The organism is Methylocaldum gracile (assembly GCF_053646815.1).
The window spans coordinates 1,386,671-1,409,126 of sequence record NZ_CM132196.1 but is presented as its reverse complement, the minus strand read 5'-3'; the positions used below and the strand labels follow the sequence as shown (position 1 = coordinate 1,409,126).

Here is a 22,456-nt window from a genome sequence, read left to right as displayed (position 1 = left end):
TTCAGCCTCCATGTTTTCTTAAATCGTGGAGATCATAGGGTTCGTAGCCCATTGGAGGGTCGGTCACGTAGTCATTTCTCTGCTGGCCCCCTCCGCTCCACTATCGTATGCAGACCTTGGATACACGGTGCCACAGTCCCTATCGGGTACGGAATGGCCTTTCGGCGAAACTGAAAGCCAACATATACCCGAATGCCAGCTGACAGACCGCACCACTGGCAGTAGCCGGCCAATTGGAGCCTGTTAGGCTGATCCCGATATCTGTTCAGTATTCGGCCATACCCGCCGTTCGTCGTTATTCAACAATATCGTTCGAACGGCTGCTTTATGGAGTGTCTTCGAACTGGCGATCGATCCGGTCGACTGCCTTTGCGGTAAGACCGTAGAGGACCGTGCGGTCTTCGAGAATCTCGATATGAAGGTCTTCCAGCCCGTATCAGGTCCCGAACCGATGCTCCTAATGAAACATGACCACCCGCCATGCCGCCAGCCAAAACGCCGCTGCGGTGACCAACTTGGGCCAGAACCGCGTTGCGTCGATAGTCGAGTAAAGAGCGAGCGTCACGGCGACTGCCGTGCTTCCCAAGGGTAGTATCAGGAAGGCGTAGGAACCTGCGAGCGGGTAAAGCTTGGCGACAGGCAGGAACGCGAGCAGACAGAACGCCGCTACCAATACCAGCAGGTCGGCCACGAACGTGGCGGCTGTTCCTATCCCCAACGATGCCAGCAGGGGGCGCATGGGCGCGCGCTCGGCACGCAGGGTCAACGCCAGTCCAGCCACCTGGAATATCAGCGGAACGAATCCCGCCAGCAGCAGGCCTACCGCCACCTGCGGTTGAAATCCGACAGCCTCCCAGCCGGTCCCGAACCAGCCAAGAATACCCGCATAAGCCAGCAGCGCCACTCGCGCCGGCAACTGGCTCCATTGCATCAATGCCAGCGCGTCCATGGCCGCAAGGTTTACCACAGGGTGTAGATGCTGGCCGATTCTGCTTCCGATCCGCCAAGATCCGGTCTTCATCACTCCCGTCAGGCGCCTGCGCAAGCGGAAGGCCGCGATCGGTCCCCCCGTGAGCAGGACAAAGGCAAATTCGCGTGCCCCGTCGACGCACAAAGCCAGCATGGCGATCAGCGCACTTGCAGCGACTAGCAATGCGGCCCACGATCCACGCAGTACGAGTTGCTGCACGATGGGCCATTGGGTACCGAGGGCCAAGGCCAGCAGTCCATGCTCCAGACCGCCACTGCGGGCGGGTCCGAGCAGAGTGATCCCGTAGGCGACGAAGGGCAATAGCAGGGGGAGATCGGCAATTAGCAGCAGCGTCAGGTCGAGCCCGGTCTCGAAGCGAGACAGCCCAGGCAGCGTGCGCAGATATCGCCAGGGCGCGCCTCCTCGCAAGGCATCGGCTTGCACGGCCGCCCAGGCGATGGCCAGCAGTGACAGGGTCAGCCAGGCGGTCAGCGCGTAAGCCGGACTGCCGCCTTCCACAATCTTGCGTACCGGCATCCCGACGGCGTCGATTTGTGCGGCAAGTGGCGTGGCGGCTGGCGAAACGACTAAAAGTGCGAAGAGCACAGATTGCCAGCGGCGGAGCAAAAGCTTCAGGGTCGCGTCGGCGTAATGGCGCAAGCGCCAGCCGAGCAGGCGGAAAAACAGGCGCGATCGGGACACTTCCAACGGTGGATGGCGAGACACGTGACAGCCTCTCAAGTCAATGTCACGGTGTTTTCAGGCCGTATGCCGAAGGCCGCATGCCGCGAGGTCTCGTGGCAAGACATCAGGATCAGCCGCGTCTTGGCCAGGCGCCGGAGCGTCGCCTGCAAGGCCGCAAGCGAGGCGGCGTCGAGCGCGTTGCTCGGCTCGTCCAAGATGAGGACATCCGCCTCCGCGGCGACAGTGCCAAGCAACAGAAACTTCCTTGCCGTACCCAACGACATGTGGCCGAAGTTCGTCTTCAAATACGCGTGTAGCCGAAACGATTCGGTCAGCTGATCCAAGGTCTCGGTATCCCAGCCGCCCCGAACAGAACCGACGAAGGCCAGCCACTCCTCACCAGTCAGAAAGGGGAAGACCGGACAATCCGCCGGGCAATAAGCCAAGCAACTGAGGGCGCGGGCCGGTCGGGCCTTAAGGCTCACGCCGCCGATCCAAACTTCACCGGCGTCTGGAACCAGGGCGCCCGCGAGCATGCCGAGGAGAGTCGATTTACCCACGCCGTTCGCACCCGCGATCAGATGGACGCCCGGCTTGGGCCATTCGTACGACCAGCCGTCTATGACCGGCCGACCGGAGTATCGCTTGGAGAGTTCGACTGCTGTCAGCACGTTGTCGTATATCCTGTGAGCAAGTGGCACCACCTATTTCGCAGCGACCGGAGGCGATGTCGCCGGTAGTATGCTGGCGAAAGGATAAAAGATGCGGAATTCAGTGCGCAATGAAGCCCAGATAGCACAGACTAAATTGAGGCATGGACAGGTATGTAACAGTGTGGCGGCGGTCGATAACTTGACTTGCTTGCGACAGTCCGCTTCGGTCACGGACTACTCCCCCGCCTCTGAAGAAAGCAGCATTCCTGAACGGCGGATTTTGGTCAGACCGGATGACCGGAACGGCCGAAAACTGGTCCTCGTGAGCACCGAGAGTGAATAACCCAAACGGGCATACAACGGAAGATCGACAGGTTCCGATGATACTCGGCGAAAAAACGGTTGCCGTTACCTTGATCGCCGGATCGGATACCGCAGGCGGGCTTGCGATTTGACCCTGTTCAGGTGCACCTAACGTGGTCCCGGTAGAACGAATTCAGTAGGTCCCAAAACCCTTCGACTCCGCTCAGGACAGGCCCTTCGACAGGCTCAGCGCGAACGGCTTACCGGGATAGGCTCTGCCAAAAGACCGGAAAGTGGGCGCGAGAAGGAATGCTTGACCATTTTCCGAGAATCGTCCTCATTAGCATCATGCGGACCGCGCCATCATGGCCGGCGGGTCTGCCCGGCGCTCATGCCGAACCGATTTCAGCTTCCGATACTCGGCCTCGATGTAATGCCTCCCGTAGCGGCGTTCCAGCCGGCGCATGACGAAATGGCTGCGGGCCATGCTCTGAAAATGCCGGACGAACAAGTCGTTGATGAAGGCGCCGCCGACCGCGCCGGCCAAGGGCAGCATTTCCGCGGCGGCTTTCTCCGACAGTATCAGTCCGAAACGCTCGGATACGATGACTATCATGCGGCTGATGGCCGGCGCTCCGTTCCGGCTCAAGCCCTGTTCGGCGATGTGGCGTGACGCCTGTTTGACGGCGGCTTCGAGAGCCAGGCGCAAGCCGTAATAACCGGTATCGGCGGCATCATCGGCCTTCGAGCGTCCCCCCAGAGCGAAAACTTCGAGACAGGCCAGACGGGTTTCCGGCCGGTTCAAATCCTCGCGTTCGCTGCGGGCGATTTCGGCGATGGCCGCGAGCATGATCAACGTGGTGAGCGGCAGTTCCACCAGCAATGCGGAACCGCCGAACAATCCGCCAATCGCGCCCGTGCTCCGCGCCATGCGACGGTAGAAGCGTTCGCTGCGAGGCTGCCCCTGCCCGAGGCGGGTGACCGCGGCTTCCAGAAGCCGGCCGATGCCCGCCTGCAAGTGTCCGGAGAAGCGACGATGCCAGCGCGGCGGTATCAGCTTGAGCCCCTTGTCGACGGGAGTGCCGACGGCGTGGGCCAGATGGGCGGCAAAGCTGGGATATTCGAGCTGGCGGAAAGCGTCTCGCAGTCGGCGACGGTCCTCATCCGCCAGTTCGATGACGCCCGCTCCGGGCGAAGATGAGTCGTGTTCAAGCTTCATTGTCGTGTCACCTAGAAGTTCTTGAAAATACCTACCGGCGGTTTCGGCTGCGGCTCGCCCGGCTTGCGCATCCTTGTTTCGCCGTCGATGAGTTCGAAGCCCGTGTCTCGGATCTGGACGGGGTGAGGACGGTCCGGACCAATCGCCGGACTTGTTCGCTGAACGTGGTGTATGACGGCGGCGCCGAAGTCCGTGCCGGTCTGCTGCATTGGCTCGGCTCTCTACCGCCGAACGCCTTCCAGCACGGATGCGTCCGCCCAAGTCGCCCCTACTCCGCTCATCGTTTCGTCCATGGCGCTCCTCTCGCCGCCCTTGCTACTTCGTATTGATTGTTTGCTTGCTCCTCACGGACTACGGTCGATGATCTCGTCTTGATTTGCAGTACGGGACGACAATACCGGACGAACGTGTCGAAATCGGGCGAGTGCTGCGTTCAGCGTAGTGCACAACATTCGGAAAGTGGACGGCCGGAAATGCACCGTGACGGGGCCGACATTGACATGGAACACGGCGCAGCTCCGGCAGTACTCGACCGAGCAGACTTCGCTCCGGGCCAAGGTTTCGGTATTACAAGCTTTTCGTTGCACGGGTCTCTCCTTAAGTTATGGAACGCACGGGCGTTCATGTGTAAAAGCGGGCGCAAATCTCGATCTCTATCGCAATGGCCCCGGCTTTGGCCAAAGTTGGTCGTGTCCCGGACATTTGCGGGCGATCACGCTCGACCATTCCCCCAAGCCCTCACCTTCGCTCGGAACACGTCGGTCGAACGGTTTCCGAGGTCTGCCGGGACCGGCACTCAACTGGGCGAATCGGTCATGGGTGGCGGTCGGCCAACCCGCACGTTTCGATGGGCGTGACATCCATGCAGACAGAACCGCAGGAATAAGCCCTGTATCGTGGTTTTGGATTGGTGATCGAGACAGGAAAAATCGGTCGCACAAAGGCTCCCTGTTTCAATGAGCTCAGAGAGCTTGTCGACGCTGATTCGAAGCATGACGCTGTCTTTCTCGTTCAACGGGGGAGTTATGGAACCCATGATGACGCATCCTCCATGATACGAATGATAATGATTCTCATTATTTGGTCAAGCATTCCTTCGTCACCCCCGCTTCCCGTCTTTTGGTGAAGCCGGCATAGCCCGGATGGAGCTTTGCGGAATCCGGGACGATCGGTGCCTCGAGTCTCCCGGATTCCACTGCGTTTCATCCGGGCTACTTGCTGGTGCGCCTCCGGCGAGGGAGTGGCAGCTTGCCGGCATATGCCGAAGCGCGTAACGATGTCGCAGCCCACATTCAGTGAAACGCAACGCCGGAACAGCGCAGCCACGATCGTCCCCTGTTCGGAGCCAAATCACGCGATTTCCGCGTCGCCGTCACGGGAACCGTTGGCGATATAAAGGCAAAGGAAACCGTATAAACTTCCGGTACGCTCGAACGTTCGAAACAGAAAGGCTCCCTTCGGAGTACTGGGAAACAGGAAGAAACCCATGCGCCAGATCACATTAATCGTTACCGTGCTCGGACCTTGGATGTTAAACATCGCCTGGGCGGCAGAAGTGAATCACACGCTTGCGCTCAGCGTCGTTCAGGTCCAGGCCTATCCAAGGGACGGCAGGGCTTTTGTCGGCTCCGGTGTCGTCGTCGATTACGATCGCGTGGCGACCAACTGCCATGTCACGCGGCACGCCGATTCGATCGTCGTCGGGAAAGGCGCTTTACGCTATCGCGCAGCCAGCCAGCGCGCCGATTTGAAACACGATCTGTGCATTCTTGAAGCGCCGGGAATGTCGCTACCGGTTGCGAGTCTGGGCACCACATCGGTACTTTCCGTCGGCGAAACGATCTATATGTACGGCTATCCCCGAGCTATCGGCATCGCTTTCGCCGAGGGCCGTGTCGAACGCTTGCATCCCTATGACGGCAGCTTGGTCATCGAAACCACCGCGGGTTTCGTCCAGGGCGCGAGCGGCAGCGGGATATTCGACCAGGACGGCCGCCTGGTCGGTCTCGCCACATTCTTCTCCGCGGGCGGCAAGACCGGACACTATGCCATTCCCGCGGACTGGATTCCGGGTCTCATGGCCTCAGACCCCCAGCCGATCAGGCCCTTGTCCGGTTCGCTGTTTTGGGAAGACACCTCCGCGCTCCCGGATTTTCTGAAAAGAAACGGCGACCGGTCCGCTGCGCCGAGCTCGCCTCCGCAATCCCGCTGAAGGCGAATCAGGCGCGCCCATGGTTTGCGGCCTTGACGGTCGATCTCTTCCTCCGCAGGTGAATGGGGGCAGTTCTCGAATTCCGGCATGTGTCGGCGCGCGAGGACTGTTCCCCGATGTCCCTCCTCTCCTCGCCTACCCGTATGGAACGGGGAGAACCCACGGCTCTCCCCGGTTAAACCTCATTCGGATGTCCGCGTCTGCTTAGCGGTCATATTCCCCGGAATAGGGCATCCGCATAGAGTTGCGTCGTATTCGTCTCAGTGATCGCTCTTATACCAATTGGGCATCGCGATGATGCAGTTCGGCGTTAGGCCAGCCTTCTTGAGGACATCGACCGTCGCGACCACCTTGTTCTGGTGCAAGTCGATAACGCTCACCGAACCGTCGTCCATCTCCGGCAAATTGATGAAGCTGTTCTGAACGATGGCGTAGCGATGATCGGGCGAGAGCACGAAGTGGTGCGCGCCGCCGGCAGTCGGGATCGTCGACAGCAGTTTTGGCTTATAAGGATCGGCGATGTCGAAAATGTTGAAAGCGCCGGGCTTGGCTGTAGTGATATAGAGGCGGTCGACTTCCTCGTTGAAGCCCATTTCCAGCGGGATACTTTGGCCGGTTTCCGCGAAGTCAAATACCCTCTGAAATCTGAAGTCCTCGGTCTCCGAACGCCAGGTCGCAGTCCACAAGGCTCCGCCATTCATATTGTTTATGTAGGCTATCTGGGGCTTGCGATGGGGGATGAAGGCAATTTCGACCGGCGCTTCCCCGGAAGGCGAGGGTTTATACGAAAGCTTGTGGGTCGAAAGAATTTTCCGGGTAGACGCTTGTATGACGGAGACCGTCTCGCCGGCATCGTTCAGATCATTGGGGTTGACCGTGCTTGTCACGAAGATGCGGTCGAGCTCGTCATTGAGCATCACGCCGTGGGGATACTTTATGAACTTGTCGCTAGCTCCGTCGTTCCCGATCGTTGCAATCGGCTTATCCGACCGGGCGTCGCCAACGATGACGTTGTTGGACCCCATGCAGCTGAGATACCAGTGCTTGCGATCGTCCGAGAACGTTATGTCCTCTCCCACCTTGCAATCCGGGACGGCTACGACGGTCTTTTCTTCGGGGAATTTCGAGAGGTCGTAAACATAGAGCTCGGTATGCCCGAGGGACGTGACATATGCCTTGGTCACGTCTTTGTTGTAATAGATGTGATGTGCCACGAAATCCGGGGGCAAGGGCGTATCTTTGACAATCTGGTTGAATGTGGGCGAGTTCGGGTCCACATCGATGACCGCAATACCCTCTCTGCGATTCGGCTGCCCAACCTTGCTTTCATAGTTGAGCATGGCGAGCAGTTCAGCGCTTGCCGTGGCCGGTACCAAGACGCTCAGGGCGCTCAAACTCAATACTCGTAAAGAGGCGCGGGTGAAGCGATGGCATTTCATGCTTTTAAGCATCTCGGTTCTCCTTTCTTTCAGTTTGGACACAATAACAAGATGACCGGTCGTTTTATTAACAGGCAAAAAAATCAGGCTTTGAAGTAATCGTCGAGGAGAAACTCGAAGACCTGACTGAGGGGCTGAACCGAACGTTCGATTTTCATGCGAAGCAAAGCGCCCTGCCAGAGATTGAGCACCAGGTCGGCCATGAACGTGGCTGTCAGGTCCTTTCGGAAGCTTCCTTCCGCTTGCCCGCGAGCGATACCTTCTTTCAGTTTGTCGCGATAACGGTGGACGGCGTCGCGCAGCGAGGTAGAACAAAGATCGCTCGTTTCGCCTATCTCTCCGATGAGGTTGCCGAGCAGACACCCGCCTTTGAAGTCTCTGCGCTCGGTCTCCTCCATGAGTTCTTTGAAATAGGCTTTCAGCGCCGCCTCCGCACTGACATTCCTGCGATTGAGGTGTCCGTCGAGTTGCTTGATGAACGGCTCGATGTAGTGCTGGACCACCTCTGCACTGAAGGCTTCCTTGCTGGCAAAGTGGTTGTAGAAAGACCCCTTCGGCATGCCGACGCTTTCGACGATTTCCTGGATTCCCGTGCCATGGTAGCCCTGCTCCATAAGAAGCATGACGCCATGGTCGAGCAGCTTTTCTCGGACTTCGGCGGAATCTCGTTTTCTCATGGGGCATGAACAATATGACCGGTCGTCTTATTTGTCAATGGGGCTTCTTGAGGAATTTTGTCGTCTGTCGGCAAGTTTGCAGGCTTGATTTGCTTACGATGATCAGAAGCAAGCGGCAGCATTAGAGCGTTTTCATCGCGCTCGTACGGCAAAACAGGCTTGGCGAAAGTCGTTGGCGCCTTCGGCTCGGGTAAATGGATTCAAGCATTCGTAGGTCGGCAATCCTTTCCCAATCGCAAACGGTCGCTTTAGTCGCGACCCTTCCGACGAAGACGCTCGGCCGGGACGTGGCGTCGGGAAGGGCGGCTTCGGAGCTCCAATCGCAAACGGCCTGGCCGGGAGCGCCGGCCACGCCCTTCCCGAAGACGCCGTTTGCGATTGGAAGGGGCCGATTAAAGGCCCGTTTGCGATTGGGAAGGGATTCCCGACCTACGCGCGAGTGCCCGTACAATAGGTATGAAAATGCTCTAAGTACATTCAGGGGAGCCTTGCGGCATAGGCAACCTGCAGGACAACCCCGCCAATCAAGCCAATCTGTCGAGATTCCGCAAATATTTGCGGAATGTACTTAGCCCAAAATTCGCCTGGCAATGGCTGTAACCGGAAAACGACTAGCAACGCGTTATGGTTAACAAAGGCGAGAGCGTGCTCAGGACGTGCACTTGGCGCGCGGAATTCTCGTTGTGGGCGCTTCCCGCTCGGATTGACTGATTCCACCAGCAATGAGCCGCACTTTCCGCCACGCACTTCGTACAGATCAACGGCAGGAATTCGGCGAGGCTGTGTGAAAACTCACGAGCGAACCGACTCGAGATGGAATTCACTCCATTCATCCGTCACTAACAAGCAAATTCTGAATCGATAACTCCACGTCGGCAGGAACGTTAGGCAAAACTCGGCGGAACCTCTCCACCCGATTTTCAATTTTTGCGTTTTCACACAGCCTCCGGCCTGAACGGTCATTCGCCTTCGCCGATACCGGCCATTTCTGAACGACTGCTTTACCCTCGGGCGACTCAAGGAGGATATAGACAAAAAGAGCGATCCTCACGGGGGAGGAAAGGCGGCAAAGTGGCGGGCTAATCTCTCGTCAAGTTCGGGCTTCCATGTCTCCGGCATAACGGCGTTCACTTGCTCCAGCATCTCGGAAGCGCGTCGCACTTCTTCAGGACCAGGCGCCCGCCGGAGGGTGGCGGAAAGCCACATATACGTCTTGGCGAGAAATTCGGGAGCCAAATTGCCGGTGGCGGGGTCGCGAGGCGCCGTGAAATACAATTCTGCGGTTGGGAAGTAAGCCGGGCCGTAACCGTGTGAGGCCGCCGATTCGAACCAGTAGCGGGCTTTCTCCGGACTTTTTGGCTGCTGGCCGCCGGCGAGTTCGATCATTCCGAGCCGATATTGAGCTTCCCCATAGCCCCGTTGCGCCGCCTGCTCAAGCCAGGCCCTTCCCTTGGCGGAATCTTGCACGGCCGGGTCGCTCTCCAGGTAAAGCAAGGCGGTCGCGTACATCGCCTTGACGATACCTCGAGCCGCGACTTGTTCGCACAACGCGACGCCCTTGGCCGGGTCCTTGGGCACACCTGTCCCGCGGAGGTATAGCTCTGCCAACGCGCAGTGGGAAATCCAGTGCCCGCCCTGGGCAGCATCCTCGTAGAGGACGGCCGCGCGGGCCGGGTCGGTCGGACCGTTAACGCCTTTCACCAAGCAGTCGCCCAGGAAATGCTGGGCGGTTGGCAGCCTGGCCTTGGCCGCGCGCTCATACCAGCGGCACGCCTCTGCGGCGTCCTTGGGGCGGCCCCAGCCAAGATCGTAAAACAGCGCTAGGGTGAACTGAGCCAGGGGGTTGTTTTTCTTTTCGGCGTGTCGCCGATATTCCGCATATGCCCTTGAATAATCCTGCCGGGCCAACAATTCCTGGGCCTTTTTCAGTTGGGCCGACCAGTCTTCGGCCGCCGCGAGAGAAACGGATGTCGAAACGGCCAACCACCCGGCCACAAAGCAAAGACCCCGGCGAACCGGGGTTTTTGCAAGCACCTTGAAAACGAATCGCCTGTCCATCGGACGTCAGTTGCGCGAAGGAAAAAGACCTTCAAGGGCAACGATGCAGTTGAGCACCAGATAGGGCGGCATGATCTGGACCGGCTGGCTTCCGCCGCTTGTGCCGATGGTAGTTGTCGCGGATGCCGTACCCCCGACGGAATTCGACGCCATGTCGACATCCGGCGCGGCCGTGTTGTAGGTGTTATTACGGCCGGTCGACGACAGAGCATTCCCTGCCGGGTTGGGGGTGGCGGCCTGGCCGGTGTTTGCCCGGATTTTCAACCCGGACGTATCAACTGTCGTTGTTGCGGGGTGGCTGTGCGCAGGCATCTGGCCGACGTTTAGAGTCACCGCTTCCGAACCTCCATTTTCACCGAGAATGCGGTTGGATAGTCCTGGCCCCTGGCCCATATGCATGGGAACTCGCCCCCGCAAATCGGGAAGGGCGAAAGTGGTCTGGCCGTTGCCGCCGTAAGTGGTGCCCAACAGCGCAAACAACGCTGAATTCTGGGCGATGGACAGGAGTTGTCCATCGCAAGTGGCCCAACCCCGTGGCGCGTAGTTGAAACCGACAAAGTCGATGGAGCCGAGATAGTCCTCGGATCCTGCCGCCGAAGCCGAAATGGCGGTCGACAGCATGCCGCCGAACAGGATGACTCTCAATACCGAGCGAATTCTGTTGTGCAGAATGTTCATCGTTGGTTCTCGCAGGATTGAGTGTCTAATCTGCTTTGATGGATCGGCGTGTCGCCCGCAGTCCCATTAAGCCTGCTCCGATCAGCCAGAACGTGGCGGGTTCGGGAACGGCCGGCGGCGTGGTTTGGTTCACCACGCTGCTGACAAAGAGCCGGCTCTCGACGGTGGCGCTATAAGTGCCATCGAACAGAGCCAGAAACATATTGTTCTCTCCGGTCAGATTTATTATGGCGCCCGGGCTGAGAAGGAAATCGAGCAATACGGTGCCGCTGTCCGACAAGGACGCACCGACGGTGCCCAATGGCCCGAAAGGTGTATCCACTGTGGTCCCGTCGTTCGAGCCGCCGGCTGAGTCGCCGAAAAAAGTGTCGGAAATCAGATCGCTGAAGAAGATTTCCGTCACGCCATCATTCAGAAAGATGTCCCCTTCGATGCCCACGTCGTCTCCATTGGCATCGACCTGATTGGTAAATTGGAGGCCGAGGGTGATCTGGAAGGTATCGGTCGCCGAGGCATTGCTCAGGGTAACGCCGTAATTTCCGAAAAAGTCTGAGGATCCGGAGCCGCCAGCGGAGTTGCCGGTGCCGGTGAAGCTGATGCCGACGCTGTCATTGATATCGGTCAGGGCGCCGCCCAAGGGCAGGGTTCCGGTGAGATTGAGACCGCCGTCCACGGTCGAGGTCGTCAGGGAGCCTCCGATCATCTGGGAAAAAGTCCCGGTTTGGGTGGATCCCGCCGGCGCGGAAGAACTGAGACCATCCAAGTCGACCGTGGCCGTGATGGAAATATTGGGATCGAACGGTACGGCCGACACCTCCCCGCTCAGGAACAGCGCGACGGAGCAAGCCAGCACGATAAATCTGGGCAAGGTTGCCGCCGGGAATCGCATGACGGAATGCTGGAACATGTCCTTATTCTCCTCTGGATTGGTAAAGAACAACCGGAATGGCCGACCTTCGAGCGCAGCAATATTCGCGCCGATCATCTCAAGAGCACGTCCATCAGGAAGAATTATCTTCACAACCAATTAGTTACGTTCATTCCGTCCTCGCTAATCCTACGCCCGCCCACGCCAACGGGGATGAAACCGTAAAAATTCCTGACACTGTTACTATGACATTCCCCTCCCAGCGCTCCGTTTCGCCTAATCCCTAGGGACCACAGAAGCAGAAAGTTGAGAGAAAACTCGATTATTACCGTTATTGCGTTGGTACCCCCAATCAGGTGTAAGAAAATCTGACACTGACCCGCCCTCGGGCCGCATACCCGAACCTTTCGGCGGCTATTTCCTGGATTAAGGAAATGTCGGCGCTCGAATGGGCCGTCGACTCAAGACGAGATCCAGGCCCCAGCAGATCGGCCGGGTCTTCAATCATCCGTTCATGATGTTCGTTCATCGCATTGGTATGGATGAGCGGGCTCGCCGGCGTCACTCAAGACCCGCGCCCGAACCGGCGTTCATTCTGAACCGCCAATAGGCATAAAAAGGCAATCCGCCAGCCAGGAGCGCCAAGCCCAGCCCGGTCTCCCGCGGATTATGCATCGCCAGGCTGGTGCAGAATGCACCCGCCACCAGAAAGAACGCCAAGGGCACCCAGGGATAGCCCAAGGTCCGATAGGGTCTCGGCAGTGCCGGCTGACGGTGGCGCAGCACGATCACGGCGAGTGCGGTGATGCCGTAAAACGCCCACATGCCGAAGATCGCGTAATTGAACAGGTGCTCGAAGGCCCGCTCGTCTCGACCGAATACCAGGATCAAGCCGCCCGCCGCGAGGCCCTGCACGATCAAGGCCTTGGCCGGCGTCCGATGCACGGGATCTACCTCCCCCATGTGCCGGAAAAACAGCCCGTCGCGGGCCATCGCGTAGGACACACGGGCGCCACTCAGGATGGCGCCGTTCAGGGTAGCCAGGGTCGACACGATCGCCGCCGCCGTGATCGCCCTGCCGCCCCACTCCCCTAGGGCGGAGGACGCCATGTCCTGGGCCAAGCGCCCGGATTGCTGGACCGCAGCTAGCGGCAGAACGTAGAAATAGGCCAGGTTGATCAAGAGGTAGACGGCCATCACGCCGATGATGCCGAAGATCAGGACGCGCGGGATCGTGCGCTGAGGATTCCGGATCTCCGCCCCGATCATGGTCACGTTGTTCCAGCCATCGTAAGCCCACAATGCGGCCGCCAGCGCGGCGCCATAGAATTCGATGCCGTTCCGGGCCGAAGCCGTGGCAGGACCGGAAAAGTGTTCCCACGAGCCTTCGCCGCTCGCGAGGCCCAGGGCCGCCAAGGCCACGATGGCGCCAACCTTCAGCAGCGTCAGGACGGTCTGTACCTCGCTTCCCAGGACGACGCCGCCGTAATTCAAGAGGGTGAAGACCAGGATACTGGCGAGTGCCGTGAGCTGGACGCCGGTGAGCGTGAAATCCAGGCCGGCGACGGAAGACCCCCAAACCGGTTGATCGAGATCATGGATGAAGAAACCGAGAAAGATGGCGAACGCCGTGGCGACGCTGGCGATCGATCCGGTCTTGCCGATGACCACCTGTTGCCAGCCGAAGAGGAATCCCCATAAGGGGCCATAGGCACGCCGCAGGAAGACATATTCCCCACCGGCTTCCGGGAAGGTGGCGCCGAGCTCCGCATAACTGAGCGCCCCGGCGAGCGAAAGGAGCCCTCCGGCCAGCCAGACCAGGAACACCGCCCAGACCGTGCCCGCCTCGCGGGCTATGGTCGAAGGCACCAGGAATATGCCGGTGCCGATCACGGTGCCCGCCAGGATCGCCCCCGTGCCAAACCATCCGATCCCCCGCTCCAGTTCGGGGCGCCTAGCGGGGAGGTTCATGGATTTCCGTATCCAACGCCATGTGGAACCTTAACGTGGAGGTCTGCGCATTTCATGGAACCAGCGACGGTACTGTTCCATGCGATTGCGCTGATCGGCCGGCGCACGCCGCACGCAGGTGGCATATTCGGCCGTTCCCGGTTCGGCGCCCCAGCGGAATTCCGGACAGTCGTTGGGATTGTAAGCCGTCTCGAACGCCGGCCGTCGCGCCAGGATATCGGCGACCGTCAATCGCCAGGTCGAACCGTCGCTCCGGGTATAGGCAACCTGCCGCTCTTGTATCAGCTTCCGATGCCGTTGCTCGATCTCTTCCCTGACGATTTCCGGCACCCGTCCGCCGAGCACGAAAAGCTCGGGATAACGGACGATGCGCTCCGGGAAACGTGTCAGCACGTCCATGGCGATCAGGAGGCGCATGTCCCGGGAGGGCGTCGAATAGTCCTCCCAGGGTCCGACGGTCTCGAAGATCGAAGGCCCCGTCGGCATCGGGATGATGGCCCCTGGATGATGCCTCTGAAAATTCTCGCCGTTCTCGACGGCGTGAACTCGTGTCTCCAATTGTTCGACCAAGGCGTCGAGCACGGATTCGTAGGCTTTTTCGGCGTCCAGCCCCTCAGGATCGATGAGCCGCATCATGCGCGCGTAGAAATCCTCCGCCGGAAGCTCGGCCTGCTCCGCCGAATAGGGTGCGATGAAGGGATGCTCCGCCAAATCCGCGTTGCTCTGGAGGCGCAGAGGCCCCTGCCCCTCTCTCCCGAGCGGCCGAAAGGATTTGAAGCCCGGACCCGCGCTCTTCACGTCATCGACAAAAAGAAACGTGCCTTCCCAGAAGCGTTTGCGGCCGACCGAGTTGTCCGGCTGCGCGTCGACGGCGAGGAGCAATCCGGCCTGATCGCCCGTTTGCGGGACCCATTTCACGATGACCAGGATATGCCCATAGGGATCGGCGTAGACCGTGCCGGGCCACAGGTTTTCGCGTTTGAGCTCGACCGGGTAGAAGTCCGTGCCGTCGTCTTCGAGTGCCGTTCGGGCATTCCCCGAGTGAACCGTATCCATCAGCCGCCGGGACAGATCTCTGAAGACCGAAGCAGGTGCCGATTTCGCCGAAAAGCGCTGGTCGATGATGGCCGGTCCGCAGCGCGGCGGCCTGAGCGAAGTCCCTCGGTCGCAGGCGCGAAACGCCACCGGCAATCCGATCTTCCAGGCGAAGTAGGCGCGGAGGAAATACGGGAGGTCCGCGCAGTCCGGCGTGGCGGGAAGCCTCTCGTCCTCGCCCTGGCCGAAGTGATCGTGAAGGAAGTTCCGCTCCGGGTTCCTGAGGATCGGTTCGAGAGAGGGCAGTGTGTAGTTTTCCTCGATCGGCGCATCGAAAAGGCGTTCGATCCAGGCGGAATATAGCGCCTCGTGCCGCCGGTCCCATTCGGCTCCGGTGCGCTCCGATCCGGCCTCGGCGTCGTTGCCGACGATCAGGCGGCGGCATGCGACCATCTCGCCCCGTCTCCGCGCTTCGATGCGGTAGGCTCCAGGGACGGCGTGATCGATGAAGGAGGCCGCGCTCCACGGAGGTCCGCCCCGCCAGGTGACGGCCAAGGCTAGTTCAGCGCCATCCGGCGCGAAGGCTCTCAGTTCGCTCACCGGCCCGTCAGTCGCCACGACCATGAGCTTGAGCGGCTCGCCGATCACCGGCTTTTCCGGCGATGTCCAAACGGACGCGGCCCCGCCCTCCGGGCACGACTCGGCATCTGCTCCGTCCAGTGCCCGGCAGAGTGCCGGCAACATAAGTGCCGTGCCGATGGCGAGAAGCAATATACCCCTTAGGAGATTTCCCGGAAAAAATATCCCTGCGGACGCGTAGGCGGGATTAAGCAAAGCGCATCCGGCACTTCCGCCGCCATCGCCGGAGACTGCTGCCGCCTTACTCGGGTCTAGGTATGCTGCACCCATATGCATAAGAACATTGTCTATCGTATCGCCTAACGCCCTGCCCCGCCCCGCCCCGCCCGATCTGCCGTGCACGATGGCCAGGTTTCCCGGGCGATCTGGCATTCCTCGTCGGTGGAGATCCCCGAGGACACGTACCGGACTCGCCGGCTGTCCAATTTCCGAAAGGCCACACGAGGCCCTGTCGTTCGCCGCTGAATCGAGCACGATGCCGAACCAGCATCCTTAACCGAGGCGGGCACGGAGTACCCAGCCCGCTGGATGATCTATAACGCTGAGAGCTCATTATGTCACTATCGCATCGCCCTAAGCGGGTTCGAGAGTTTGTCGCTCACCGGCAAATTCAAGCCGGTAATATTCATTCCCTAGAGCATTTTCCGATTCGGTGTCAGAGCGCCCGATAGGTAGGTCGGCAATTCCTTCCCAATCGCAAACGGTCGCTTTAGCCGATACGTCGGCAAGGGATTGCCGACCTACATTGTTCCCGCCCGACATGAAGCCGTACACCGGGATGAAAAACGCCCTAGATTCTCAGAATGCTGTCTTAAGTTAACGGCCGGTATCGGTCAGGACGGATGACTGGAATGGCCGACGACCGGCGAATCACCGCTGAACGGTTGAAGGACCGAAATCTTGAAGAGCGCTGGCCGTGTCCAGCGTGTGAATTAATTAACAGCCTGAATGGACTTATCGCCTCATCATAGCAACCGCCTCGATTTGAGGCAGATCTTACGGTTTGGCCGGTGACATTTTCGGTCGGCGATTCAAACCGCCCTCTCTCATCAACTTAGGAGGATATTCGCATGAAGCACCTGAACAAGTCCCTATTGGGAGCCATTGGGCTCGGACTGGGGCTGCAGACCGTCGCAGACGCCGCGCAAACGCCCAACTTCTACGAGTGCACCGGCCGGCACGTCAGCCTTACCCTGGTGGTGGGCAGCCAGGCGGAAGTTGGCATTCTCCCACCGCAAACGACCCTCAATCTGCAATTGGGCGAAAAAAGCTATCGCTTTCAGGAATCGGACATCGTCACCGAGTCAACCCTGATTGGCGATCTTTGGGAGGTGGTGTTGGAACACATACCGGACCTCCACATCAAACATGCGTCCGTGGTGATTCCATCCGTCTCGTTGGGAGAGTCGCCGGTCACCTTCAAGAGCCAGCTTGTCCTGACCACGGTGAACACGCCGTTCATCCCCACGCCCTTTGAGGGGGTGGTCAATCCTTCCAAATACATCGATGTCGCCTGCACGGCTTCGATGGTTTATTTTTAGGCTGGCTTGTGTCTGGGCGGCGATAGGCGTTCCGGCATCGAGCGGTTGTTGTCGGAGGCCGCGTTCGAGCCGCTGAGTCTCGACCCGAGGCCATCCGCGGTTCGGCGAGACAATCGAGATTCAGGCCCGAAATCGCGCGCTGTAAAGTGGCGGCACCGGTCGATGATCCGACTGGATAAACCGGATGACGCCTCGCCGCCATTCGGCAAAAACTTCACGGGCAGCGCCTCGTTTGGGGCTGCCCGTGAATCCGCGAGCACCGAAGTCCGTCTGGAACCCGAACGTTCGGCGGCAGCCTGGTCCGTCTTGGACTCGCCGGTGTTTTTCCGATCCTTTACCTCGACGCTTTGCTGTTTCAATGTTGAATGACGGCCAAGAACGATCTCCGGAAGTTTGTTTTCGAGTGGGTGGTTTTCGGTCTTTGCTGACGGTGGTGGCCATTTCTTGATTTGCCCGAATGGCCGCTTAGTGTGATCGACCCAGAGCGCTTGACCATTTTCTGGCGTGAAAGCCGATATTTTTCCTATCGCGCGTGTGCTGGGGCCCCTAAGTCATTAACGCCGGTTCCAGAACCTCTGTCAGCAAGCCAGAGCGGCCGAAGCAGTCTACGTCTACAGTCTATTTTTACGTAACCGTCCAGCGCCGGACGGTTATCCGCCAAGCCGCTATTCATAACCCCAAATCGCTCAAACTGGCGTGATCCTCGGGACGAGGGCCCAGAGGCCAGTGGAACAACCGTTGTTCTGGCTTGATTGGCAGATCGTTGATGCTGGCGAAGCGCCGTTCCATGAAGCCTTGTCGGTTAAATTCCCAATTTTCGTTGCCGTAACTGCGGAACCATAGCCCGGAATCGTCATGCCATTCGTAAGCAAAGCGCACGCCGATGCGGTTGTCGGTAAACGCCCATAATTCCTTGATTAAGCGATAGTCCAGTTCCTTGGCCCATTTGCGTTGCAAAAATTGCCGCACCTGCTCGCGGCCGCGCGGAAATTCGACGCGGTTGCGCCAGAGTGTGTCTTCGGTATAGACCAGTGCGACGCGGTCCGGATCGCGCGAGTTCCAGGCGTCTTCGGCCATGCGAACTTTCTGCGCCGCGGTTTCAGCGGTAAATGGCGGAACGGGCGGTTTGATTTCCTCGGACATGATTATTCTCCGTCACTGAAGGGTGAGTGAGTTAAGCCTGCCACATTCCCGGCATCGGAACATAACCGGGCAAGGCTCGAAGGCGCTGAAACCAGGCGACGATCTTCGGGTAAGCGCCGATGTCGATGCCGCCTTCCGGCGCCAGCGCCACGTAGGGATAGGCGGCAACGTCGGCGATGGATACTGTGTCGCTGGCTAGCCAATCGCGGCTTTCCAGGTGGCGGTCGATAATACCCAGTACTTTTTCGGCAGTTTGCTGGGCTTTTGCCGTATCGATGGCGCGGCCGAATTTGTGGTGTACGCGCAGCATGGCCGGCCCGTGGAAGATTTCATTGGCGGCGGTCAATAGCCAAGCGGCGATTTGCGCCAAGCGGAAGGCATCGTCCGACCACCATTGTTCGCCGCCGTAGCGTTTGGCCAAATAGACCAAAATGGCTTGGCTGTCACGGATGGTCAAGCCGTCGTCATCTAATACCGGCACTTGGCCGAACGGATTGAGTTGCAAATAATCCGGGCTGCGTTGTTCGCCGCCGACTAGATTGACCGCCTGGGTTCGGTACGGTAGCGACAGAAAACTCAACAACAATCGAACCTTGTGGCAATTGCCCGATAGCGGCACGTCATACAGGGTCATCATGATGCTCTCCTGGCTAAGTGAAACTTTCGAATTGCACTCGCTGTTCGGCGATGCCGAGTTGGCGGGCGGTTTGGCGCACGGCGTCGATCAGGCGGGTTGGGCCGCAGACGTAAATGACGGCATCGGCCGAGACGTTAGCGAGCAGGGCCGACACGTCCAGCCGAGTCGGGTTTTGCACCTGGCTGAAATAAAACCGGCATCGATTGGGAAACTGCCGTCGCAAGTCTTTGACAAAGGCGATTTCCTGCGGCGCACGGCCGGTGTAATGCAGTTGAAAATCCGCACCCCGTGCGGCCAATGCCTCGGCCATCGCTTTTAACGGGGTGATACCGATGCCGCCGGCGATCAACAATGCCGGGCGGTCGTCGTCGTGCAGTGGAAAATAGTTGTCCGGCGGATCGAGGTTGAGGCGGGTTCCCAGTTGCCAGCCGGCGTGCAATGCCGACGAGCCGCCTTCTCCTGCGTCCACTCTTAGCACGGCGATGCGGTAGCAGTCCGGATCGTCCGGCGCGTCGGTCAGCGAATAAGCGCGGCTGGTGATGTCGCCGTTGGTCAGCTCAATCGGCACGCGGATATGCGCCCCGGCCCGATAGCCAGGCAGGGGCTCGCCATCGGCATGGCGCAATTCATAGGCGCGAATGCGCGGCGTCAGTTGCCGAATCCCGGTAATGGTCAAGGGCAATGCGCCAGTGCCCAATGAGCGAGGGACTGGTTTATCCACCGCTACGGGTTGGCGGCGGGCTTGTTCGATCAGCGCTTCGACTTCGCGTTGGCTGTAGCGTGGTGTGATGTACTTGGGGCAATTCCAGTCGAAGGCTTCGACCCGGATAACGATGCCGCGCTCGACGGGGGCGCGAAAGTCGGGCGATTCCAGTTTCGCCAGCAATGCCGGCTCGGTGCGTTCGTCCACCGCTCGTGCCCGACCCCAGATTTTCAAGCGCCGCCGCTGCGGATAGTCCATCAGCAACAAACTAACCCGGTCGTCGCCGCGTAAATTGCCGACCGAAATGTATTGGCGGTTGCCGCTGAAATCGGCGTAACCAAGGGTACGGTCATCCAACACTTTCAAGAATCCCACCGGCCCGCCGCGATGCTGCACATAGGGCCAGCCGGTTTGGCTCACCGTGGCTTGATAAAAGCTGTCGCGCTCGGCAATAAAGGTTTGCTCGGCGCCGCCCAGTACAACCTCTTCGGCCTCGCCGGGCTCGGCCGCCCGATAGGCCGTGCGGCTGCCCATTTCGGTTTGTACTGCCTGCACGTCGGGTGTGAAACTGATTTTGGCAAAAGCGCGGGCCATGAGCTTGCTCCTGATTGGGTTGGAAACATTGGCGTTTACCGTGACACAGCCGCCAACTGTATTGAATAGCCGTAATCTGCAAGACTTTATTCCATTTAGCGCAAGAGTCCAGGCACAAGTCCGTCCTTGCACTTGGCCCGGGTCAATACTAGGCCGCCTGTTTTAAGGCCACTTTCGGGAAGTCGATTTCAACCCGACTGGCTTTACCCAGGATATTGGTCAGCACGTTCATGCCAACATGGGTGATCACCTCGACGATGTCCGCCTCGCTAAATCCGGCGTCGCGCATGGCCTGCAGTTCCGCGTTGGTGACCTCGCCCTTGTGCTCGGCCAGGGCGCGGGCGAATCGAACCGCCACTGCCGCCTTTGCATCCTGACTGGAACCGGCCCGGTTGGCTTCGATTTCCGCCCCGTTCAAACCGGCTTTGCGGCCAATGGCAGTGTGCGCGGACAGGCAGTATTCGCATTCGTTCTGCTGCGCCAGCGCCAGCGCGATGCGCTCGCGTGTGGCGGCGTCCAGTGAACCGTGGTTGGCGATGTGATGCAGGCCAAGGAAGGCTTTTAGGGCGTCCGGCGAGTTTGCGAACACCCGCAGGAAATTAGGCACCATGCCCAACTGGCTTTGGATCGCATCCAACAGGCTACGTTGTTCGGTGTTGGCGCTTTCGTTGCTGACGGTGGTGATACGGCTCATGTTGGTTCTCCAGATAATGAAAGGGTTTGTCATACGCCCGCGTGAAATTCGGCAGGCGGGTATAGTCTGTCTTGTTGCGCCAAATTAAAGAATCATCAAAAATATCAATTAAATCTTTCGATTACTGGAATTATTAATGGATCGTCTCCATTTAATGACCGTGTATGTCGCGGTGGTCGAAGCGGAAAGTTTTGCCGGCGGTGCCCGCAAGCTTCACATGTCGCCACCGGCCGTGACGCGTGCGGTGGCGGCATTGGAAGAGCGATTAGGCGTTAAATTGCTGAACCGCACCACCCGCTACGTGCGGATGACCGAGGCCGGCCAGAAATACTACGAGGACGCCAAACGCATCATCGCCTTGGCCGATGAAGCCGACAACGCGGCGCTGGGCATCAACGCCGAACCGCGCGGCCAACTGACCGTTACCGCCTCGGTTTTGTTCGGCCGCTTGTATGTGATGCCGGGCATCGTCGAGTATTTGCGCCGCTATCCGGCGGTGGAAGTCAATGCGCTGTTCGTCGACCGGGTTGTCAACATGCTGGAGGAAGGCGTGGACGTGGCGATCCGGATTGCCGAATTGCCCGATTCATCGTACCGGGCACTGCGAGTCGGCTCGGTAAGACAGGTACTGTGTGCATCGCCGGACTACCTGGCAACGCACGGCGTTCCGCACACGCCGGACGATTTGCTCAAGCACCAAATCATCCTGGCGCGCGGCCTAAATCCGAATAATGAAATGCGCTTCCTGCGCGACGGGCTGCCGCGGACGCTCAAGTTACAACCGATCTTGAGCGTCAGCGACAACGACTCGGCGGCCAGTGCGGCGATGGCCGGCTTAGGGATTACCCGCTTGCTGTCCTACCAAATTGCCGAGCCGCTACAGACTGGCAAGCTGAAAATCGTTCTCAGCGAATTCGAAAGCCCACCGGTTCCGGTCCATATCCTGCACCGCGAAGGTCGCCATTCGTCGGCGAAAGTCCGTTCGTTCGTCGATATGACGGCAGAGCGTTTGCGGACGGAGTTGTCACTGAATTGATCGATTGGCGCCTGCCGGGTGCTTCTGCCGCGGCGCCGGGCGCTGGCTGAGCTGAGTCGTTGAGTTCCATCCATTGCCTCGCTGCACATTTATCCGCCTTCACCTCCAGCGACACTATCGCGAGATGGGCCTTGCCGCCGGCAGCCAGGGTCATCGCTCAGCCCTCCCGATCGTTTGCCGGTGACTCAGCTACTAAAGCTCGCGATCGGCTGTCTGGCCTATCTGCAGAAGTGGGCACGAACAACTCGCTCGATTTTCGAGGAAGCTGCCGTTCAGGAATGACTGGTGTCGAGAATGTTGGATGGCCGGTATGGCCGAATAGTACCCATTCGTCGTTTTCGAATCGATCGGCCAAACTCTGTCTTTTCGAGCAGCGCGAAGGGACTACTCCTAAGAAATCAGCAAGCCCCCAGATGATATTTCAGGGGCCGGCGGCTGAGTTGGGTCGTTCGTACTCCACAAAGTGCCCGAACGCCCGACCTAAGCGACCGTTCAGGCAAACGTCATCGAGTCCGATCAGACTTCCGTTTTGTTCGGAAATTTCCAAGGCATCGTCCACTTCGATTCCGAGATAACGAACCGTGCATTCCGGTCGCTGTGGCCAAGCAATAATCGCACCGCCCGAAGATTCTTGGTGCGCCGATACACCAAGGTTGCCTTGGTTCGCCACATCGAATGGGTTCCATATCGCGCGTGGTCCGG

The 22,456-nt window shown here is 59.2% G+C and carries 18 protein-coding genes; 3 read left to right on the top strand and 15 right to left on the bottom strand.

The genetic code is table 11. From position 1 onward, the window contains the following. Positions 1-457: 457 nt before the first annotated feature. From ACWJJK_RS06200 to ACWJJK_RS06185, 4 genes are all read right to left on the bottom strand, one after another. On the bottom strand, positions 458-1,696 hold the full coding sequence (locus ACWJJK_RS06200; RefSeq protein WP_210023881.1) for a hypothetical protein: 1,239 nt from the start codon (positions 1,694-1,696) through the stop codon (positions 458-460). Positions 1,697-1,707: 11 nt separating this feature from the next. After that, the gene (locus ACWJJK_RS06195; protein ID WP_434150253.1) at positions 1,708-2,325 is read right to left on the bottom strand and encodes an ATP-binding cassette domain-containing protein; all 618 of its coding nucleotides are present in this window, start codon (positions 2,323-2,325) and stop codon (positions 1,708-1,710) included. 631 nt (positions 2,326-2,956) lie between these two features. Next, on the bottom strand, positions 2,957-3,829 hold the full coding sequence (locus ACWJJK_RS06190; protein ID WP_156880450.1) for an EcsC family protein: 873 nt from the start codon (positions 3,827-3,829) through the stop codon (positions 2,957-2,959). 11 nt (positions 3,830-3,840) lie between these two features. Further along, a complete protein-coding gene (locus tag ACWJJK_RS06185) occupies positions 3,841-4,038 on the bottom strand; it encodes a hypothetical protein (protein WP_086133405.1) in 198 nt (65 codons plus the stop codon). 1,277 nt (positions 4,039-5,315) lie between these two features. Between ACWJJK_RS06185 and ACWJJK_RS06180 the strand changes: the two genes are divergently transcribed. Further along, a complete protein-coding gene (locus tag ACWJJK_RS06180; protein ID WP_156880448.1) occupies positions 5,316-6,041 on the top strand; it encodes a S1 family peptidase in 726 nt (241 codons plus the stop codon). 260 nt (positions 6,042-6,301) lie between these two features. Here ACWJJK_RS06180 and ACWJJK_RS06175 read toward each other — a convergent pair whose 3' ends face one another. The 7 genes from ACWJJK_RS06175 to ACWJJK_RS06145 all read right to left on the bottom strand — a co-directional run bounded on the left by ACWJJK_RS06175 (position 6,302) and on the right by ACWJJK_RS06145 (position 15,778). After that, entirely contained in the window at positions 6,302-7,492 is a 1,191-nt protein-coding gene (locus ACWJJK_RS06175) for a YncE family protein (RefSeq protein WP_434130771.1), read from the bottom strand. Between the two features lie 71 nt (positions 7,493-7,563). Next, complete coding sequence (locus tag ACWJJK_RS06170; protein WP_156880446.1) at positions 7,564-8,157, bottom strand: TetR/AcrR family transcriptional regulator; 594 nt, start codon at positions 8,155-8,157, stop codon at positions 7,564-7,566. A gap of 1,047 nt (positions 8,158-9,204) precedes the next feature. Continuing rightward, a complete protein-coding gene (locus ACWJJK_RS06165; protein ID WP_086133409.1) occupies positions 9,205-10,215 on the bottom strand; it encodes a tetratricopeptide repeat protein in 1,011 nt (336 codons plus the stop codon). A gap of 6 nt (positions 10,216-10,221) precedes the next feature. Next, positions 10,222-10,893, bottom strand: a complete 672-nt coding sequence (locus tag ACWJJK_RS06160) for a phage tail protein (RefSeq protein WP_454128760.1) — start codon at positions 10,891-10,893, stop codon at positions 10,222-10,224. Positions 10,894-10,918: 25 nt separating this feature from the next. Next, positions 10,919-11,800 (bottom strand): PEP-CTERM sorting domain-containing protein, encoded by an 882-nt coding sequence (locus tag ACWJJK_RS06155; protein ID WP_454128759.1) that lies wholly within the window; start codon positions 11,798-11,800, stop codon positions 10,919-10,921. A gap of 522 nt (positions 11,801-12,322) precedes the next feature. Further along, on the bottom strand, positions 12,323-13,732 hold the full coding sequence (locus ACWJJK_RS06150; RefSeq protein ID WP_156880442.1) for an amino acid permease: 1,410 nt from the start codon (positions 13,730-13,732) through the stop codon (positions 12,323-12,325). Positions 13,733-13,762: 30 nt separating this feature from the next. Further along, positions 13,763-15,778 (bottom strand): hypothetical protein, encoded by a 2,016-nt coding sequence (locus ACWJJK_RS06145; protein ID WP_156880440.1) that lies wholly within the window; start codon positions 15,776-15,778, stop codon positions 13,763-13,765. Positions 15,779-16,476: 698 nt separating this feature from the next. Between ACWJJK_RS06145 and ACWJJK_RS06140 the strand changes: the two genes are divergently transcribed. After that, entirely contained in the window at positions 16,477-16,947 is a 471-nt protein-coding gene (locus ACWJJK_RS06140) for a hypothetical protein (RefSeq protein ID WP_156880438.1), read from the top strand. A gap of 669 nt (positions 16,948-17,616) precedes the next feature. On the opposite strand, the gene ACWJJK_RS06135 is transcribed toward ACWJJK_RS06140, so the two are convergent. The 4 genes from ACWJJK_RS06135 to ACWJJK_RS06120 all read right to left on the bottom strand — a co-directional run bounded on the left by ACWJJK_RS06135 (position 17,617) and on the right by ACWJJK_RS06120 (position 20,718). Further along, complete coding sequence (locus tag ACWJJK_RS06135; protein ID WP_086134535.1) at positions 17,617-18,090, bottom strand: DUF1348 family protein; 474 nt, start codon at positions 18,088-18,090, stop codon at positions 17,617-17,619. Between the two features lie 31 nt (positions 18,091-18,121). Then, complete coding sequence (locus ACWJJK_RS06130; protein WP_086134536.1) at positions 18,122-18,727, bottom strand: glutathione S-transferase N-terminal domain-containing protein; 606 nt, start codon at positions 18,725-18,727, stop codon at positions 18,122-18,124. 13 nt (positions 18,728-18,740) lie between these two features. Continuing rightward, positions 18,741-20,024 (bottom strand): pyridoxamine 5'-phosphate oxidase family protein, encoded by a 1,284-nt coding sequence (locus tag ACWJJK_RS06125; protein WP_156880436.1) that lies wholly within the window; start codon positions 20,022-20,024, stop codon positions 18,741-18,743. A gap of 148 nt (positions 20,025-20,172) precedes the next feature. Further along, positions 20,173-20,718: a carboxymuconolactone decarboxylase family protein gene (locus ACWJJK_RS06120; protein ID WP_086134538.1), complete on the bottom strand. Its 546-nt coding sequence runs from the start codon at positions 20,716-20,718 to the stop codon at positions 20,173-20,175. 136 nt (positions 20,719-20,854) lie between these two features. On the opposite strand from ACWJJK_RS06120, the gene ACWJJK_RS06115 reads away from it, so the two are divergent. Beyond that, positions 20,855-21,754: a LysR family transcriptional regulator gene (locus ACWJJK_RS06115; RefSeq protein WP_086134539.1), complete on the top strand. Its 900-nt coding sequence runs from the start codon at positions 20,855-20,857 to the stop codon at positions 21,752-21,754. Positions 21,755-22,456 lie beyond the last annotated feature (702 nt).

Excerpts from the sequence above, each read along its gene's own strand:
- ACWJJK_RS06190 (WP_156880450.1), bottom strand. The coding sequence starts at position 3,829 with ATGAAGCTTGAACACGACTCATCTTCGCCCGGAGCGGGCGTCATCGAA.
- ACWJJK_RS06185 (WP_086133405.1), bottom strand. The coding sequence starts at position 4,038 with ATGCAGCAGACCGGCACGGACTTCGGCGCCGCCGTCATACACCACGTT.
- ACWJJK_RS06180 (WP_156880448.1), top strand. The coding sequence starts at position 5,316 with ATGCGCCAGATCACATTAATCGTTACCGTGCTCGGACCTTGGATGTTA.
- ACWJJK_RS06175 (WP_434130771.1), bottom strand. The coding sequence starts at position 7,492 with ATGCTTAAAAGCATGAAATGCCATCGCTTCACCCGCGCCTCTTTACGA.
- ACWJJK_RS06170 (WP_156880446.1), bottom strand. The coding sequence starts at position 8,157 with ATGAGAAAACGAGATTCCGCCGAAGTCCGAGAAAAGCTGCTCGACCAT.
- ACWJJK_RS06165 (WP_086133409.1), bottom strand. The coding sequence starts at position 10,215 with ATGGACAGGCGATTCGTTTTCAAGGTGCTTGCAAAAACCCCGGTTCGC.
- ACWJJK_RS06160 (WP_454128760.1), bottom strand. The coding sequence starts at position 10,893 with ATGAACATTCTGCACAACAGAATTCGCTCGGTATTGAGAGTCATCCTG.
- ACWJJK_RS06155 (WP_454128759.1), bottom strand. The coding sequence starts at position 11,800 with ATGTTCCAGCATTCCGTCATGCGATTCCCGGCGGCAACCTTGCCCAGA.
- ACWJJK_RS06150 (WP_156880442.1), bottom strand. The coding sequence starts at position 13,732 with ATGAACCTCCCCGCTAGGCGCCCCGAACTGGAGCGGGGGATCGGATGG.
- ACWJJK_RS06145 (WP_156880440.1), bottom strand. The coding sequence starts at position 15,778 with ATGCCAGATCGCCCGGGAAACCTGGCCATCGTGCACGGCAGATCGGGC.
- ACWJJK_RS06140 (WP_156880438.1), top strand. The coding sequence starts at position 16,477 with ATGAAGCACCTGAACAAGTCCCTATTGGGAGCCATTGGGCTCGGACTG.
- ACWJJK_RS06135 (WP_086134535.1), bottom strand. The coding sequence starts at position 18,090 with ATGTCCGAGGAAATCAAACCGCCCGTTCCGCCATTTACCGCTGAAACC.
- ACWJJK_RS06130 (WP_086134536.1), bottom strand. The coding sequence starts at position 18,727 with ATGATGACCCTGTATGACGTGCCGCTATCGGGCAATTGCCACAAGGTT.
- ACWJJK_RS06125 (WP_156880436.1), bottom strand. The coding sequence starts at position 20,024 with ATGGCCCGCGCTTTTGCCAAAATCAGTTTCACACCCGACGTGCAGGCA.
- ACWJJK_RS06120 (WP_086134538.1), bottom strand. The coding sequence starts at position 20,718 with ATGAGCCGTATCACCACCGTCAGCAACGAAAGCGCCAACACCGAACAA.
- ACWJJK_RS06115 (WP_086134539.1), top strand. The coding sequence starts at position 20,855 with ATGGATCGTCTCCATTTAATGACCGTGTATGTCGCGGTGGTCGAAGCG.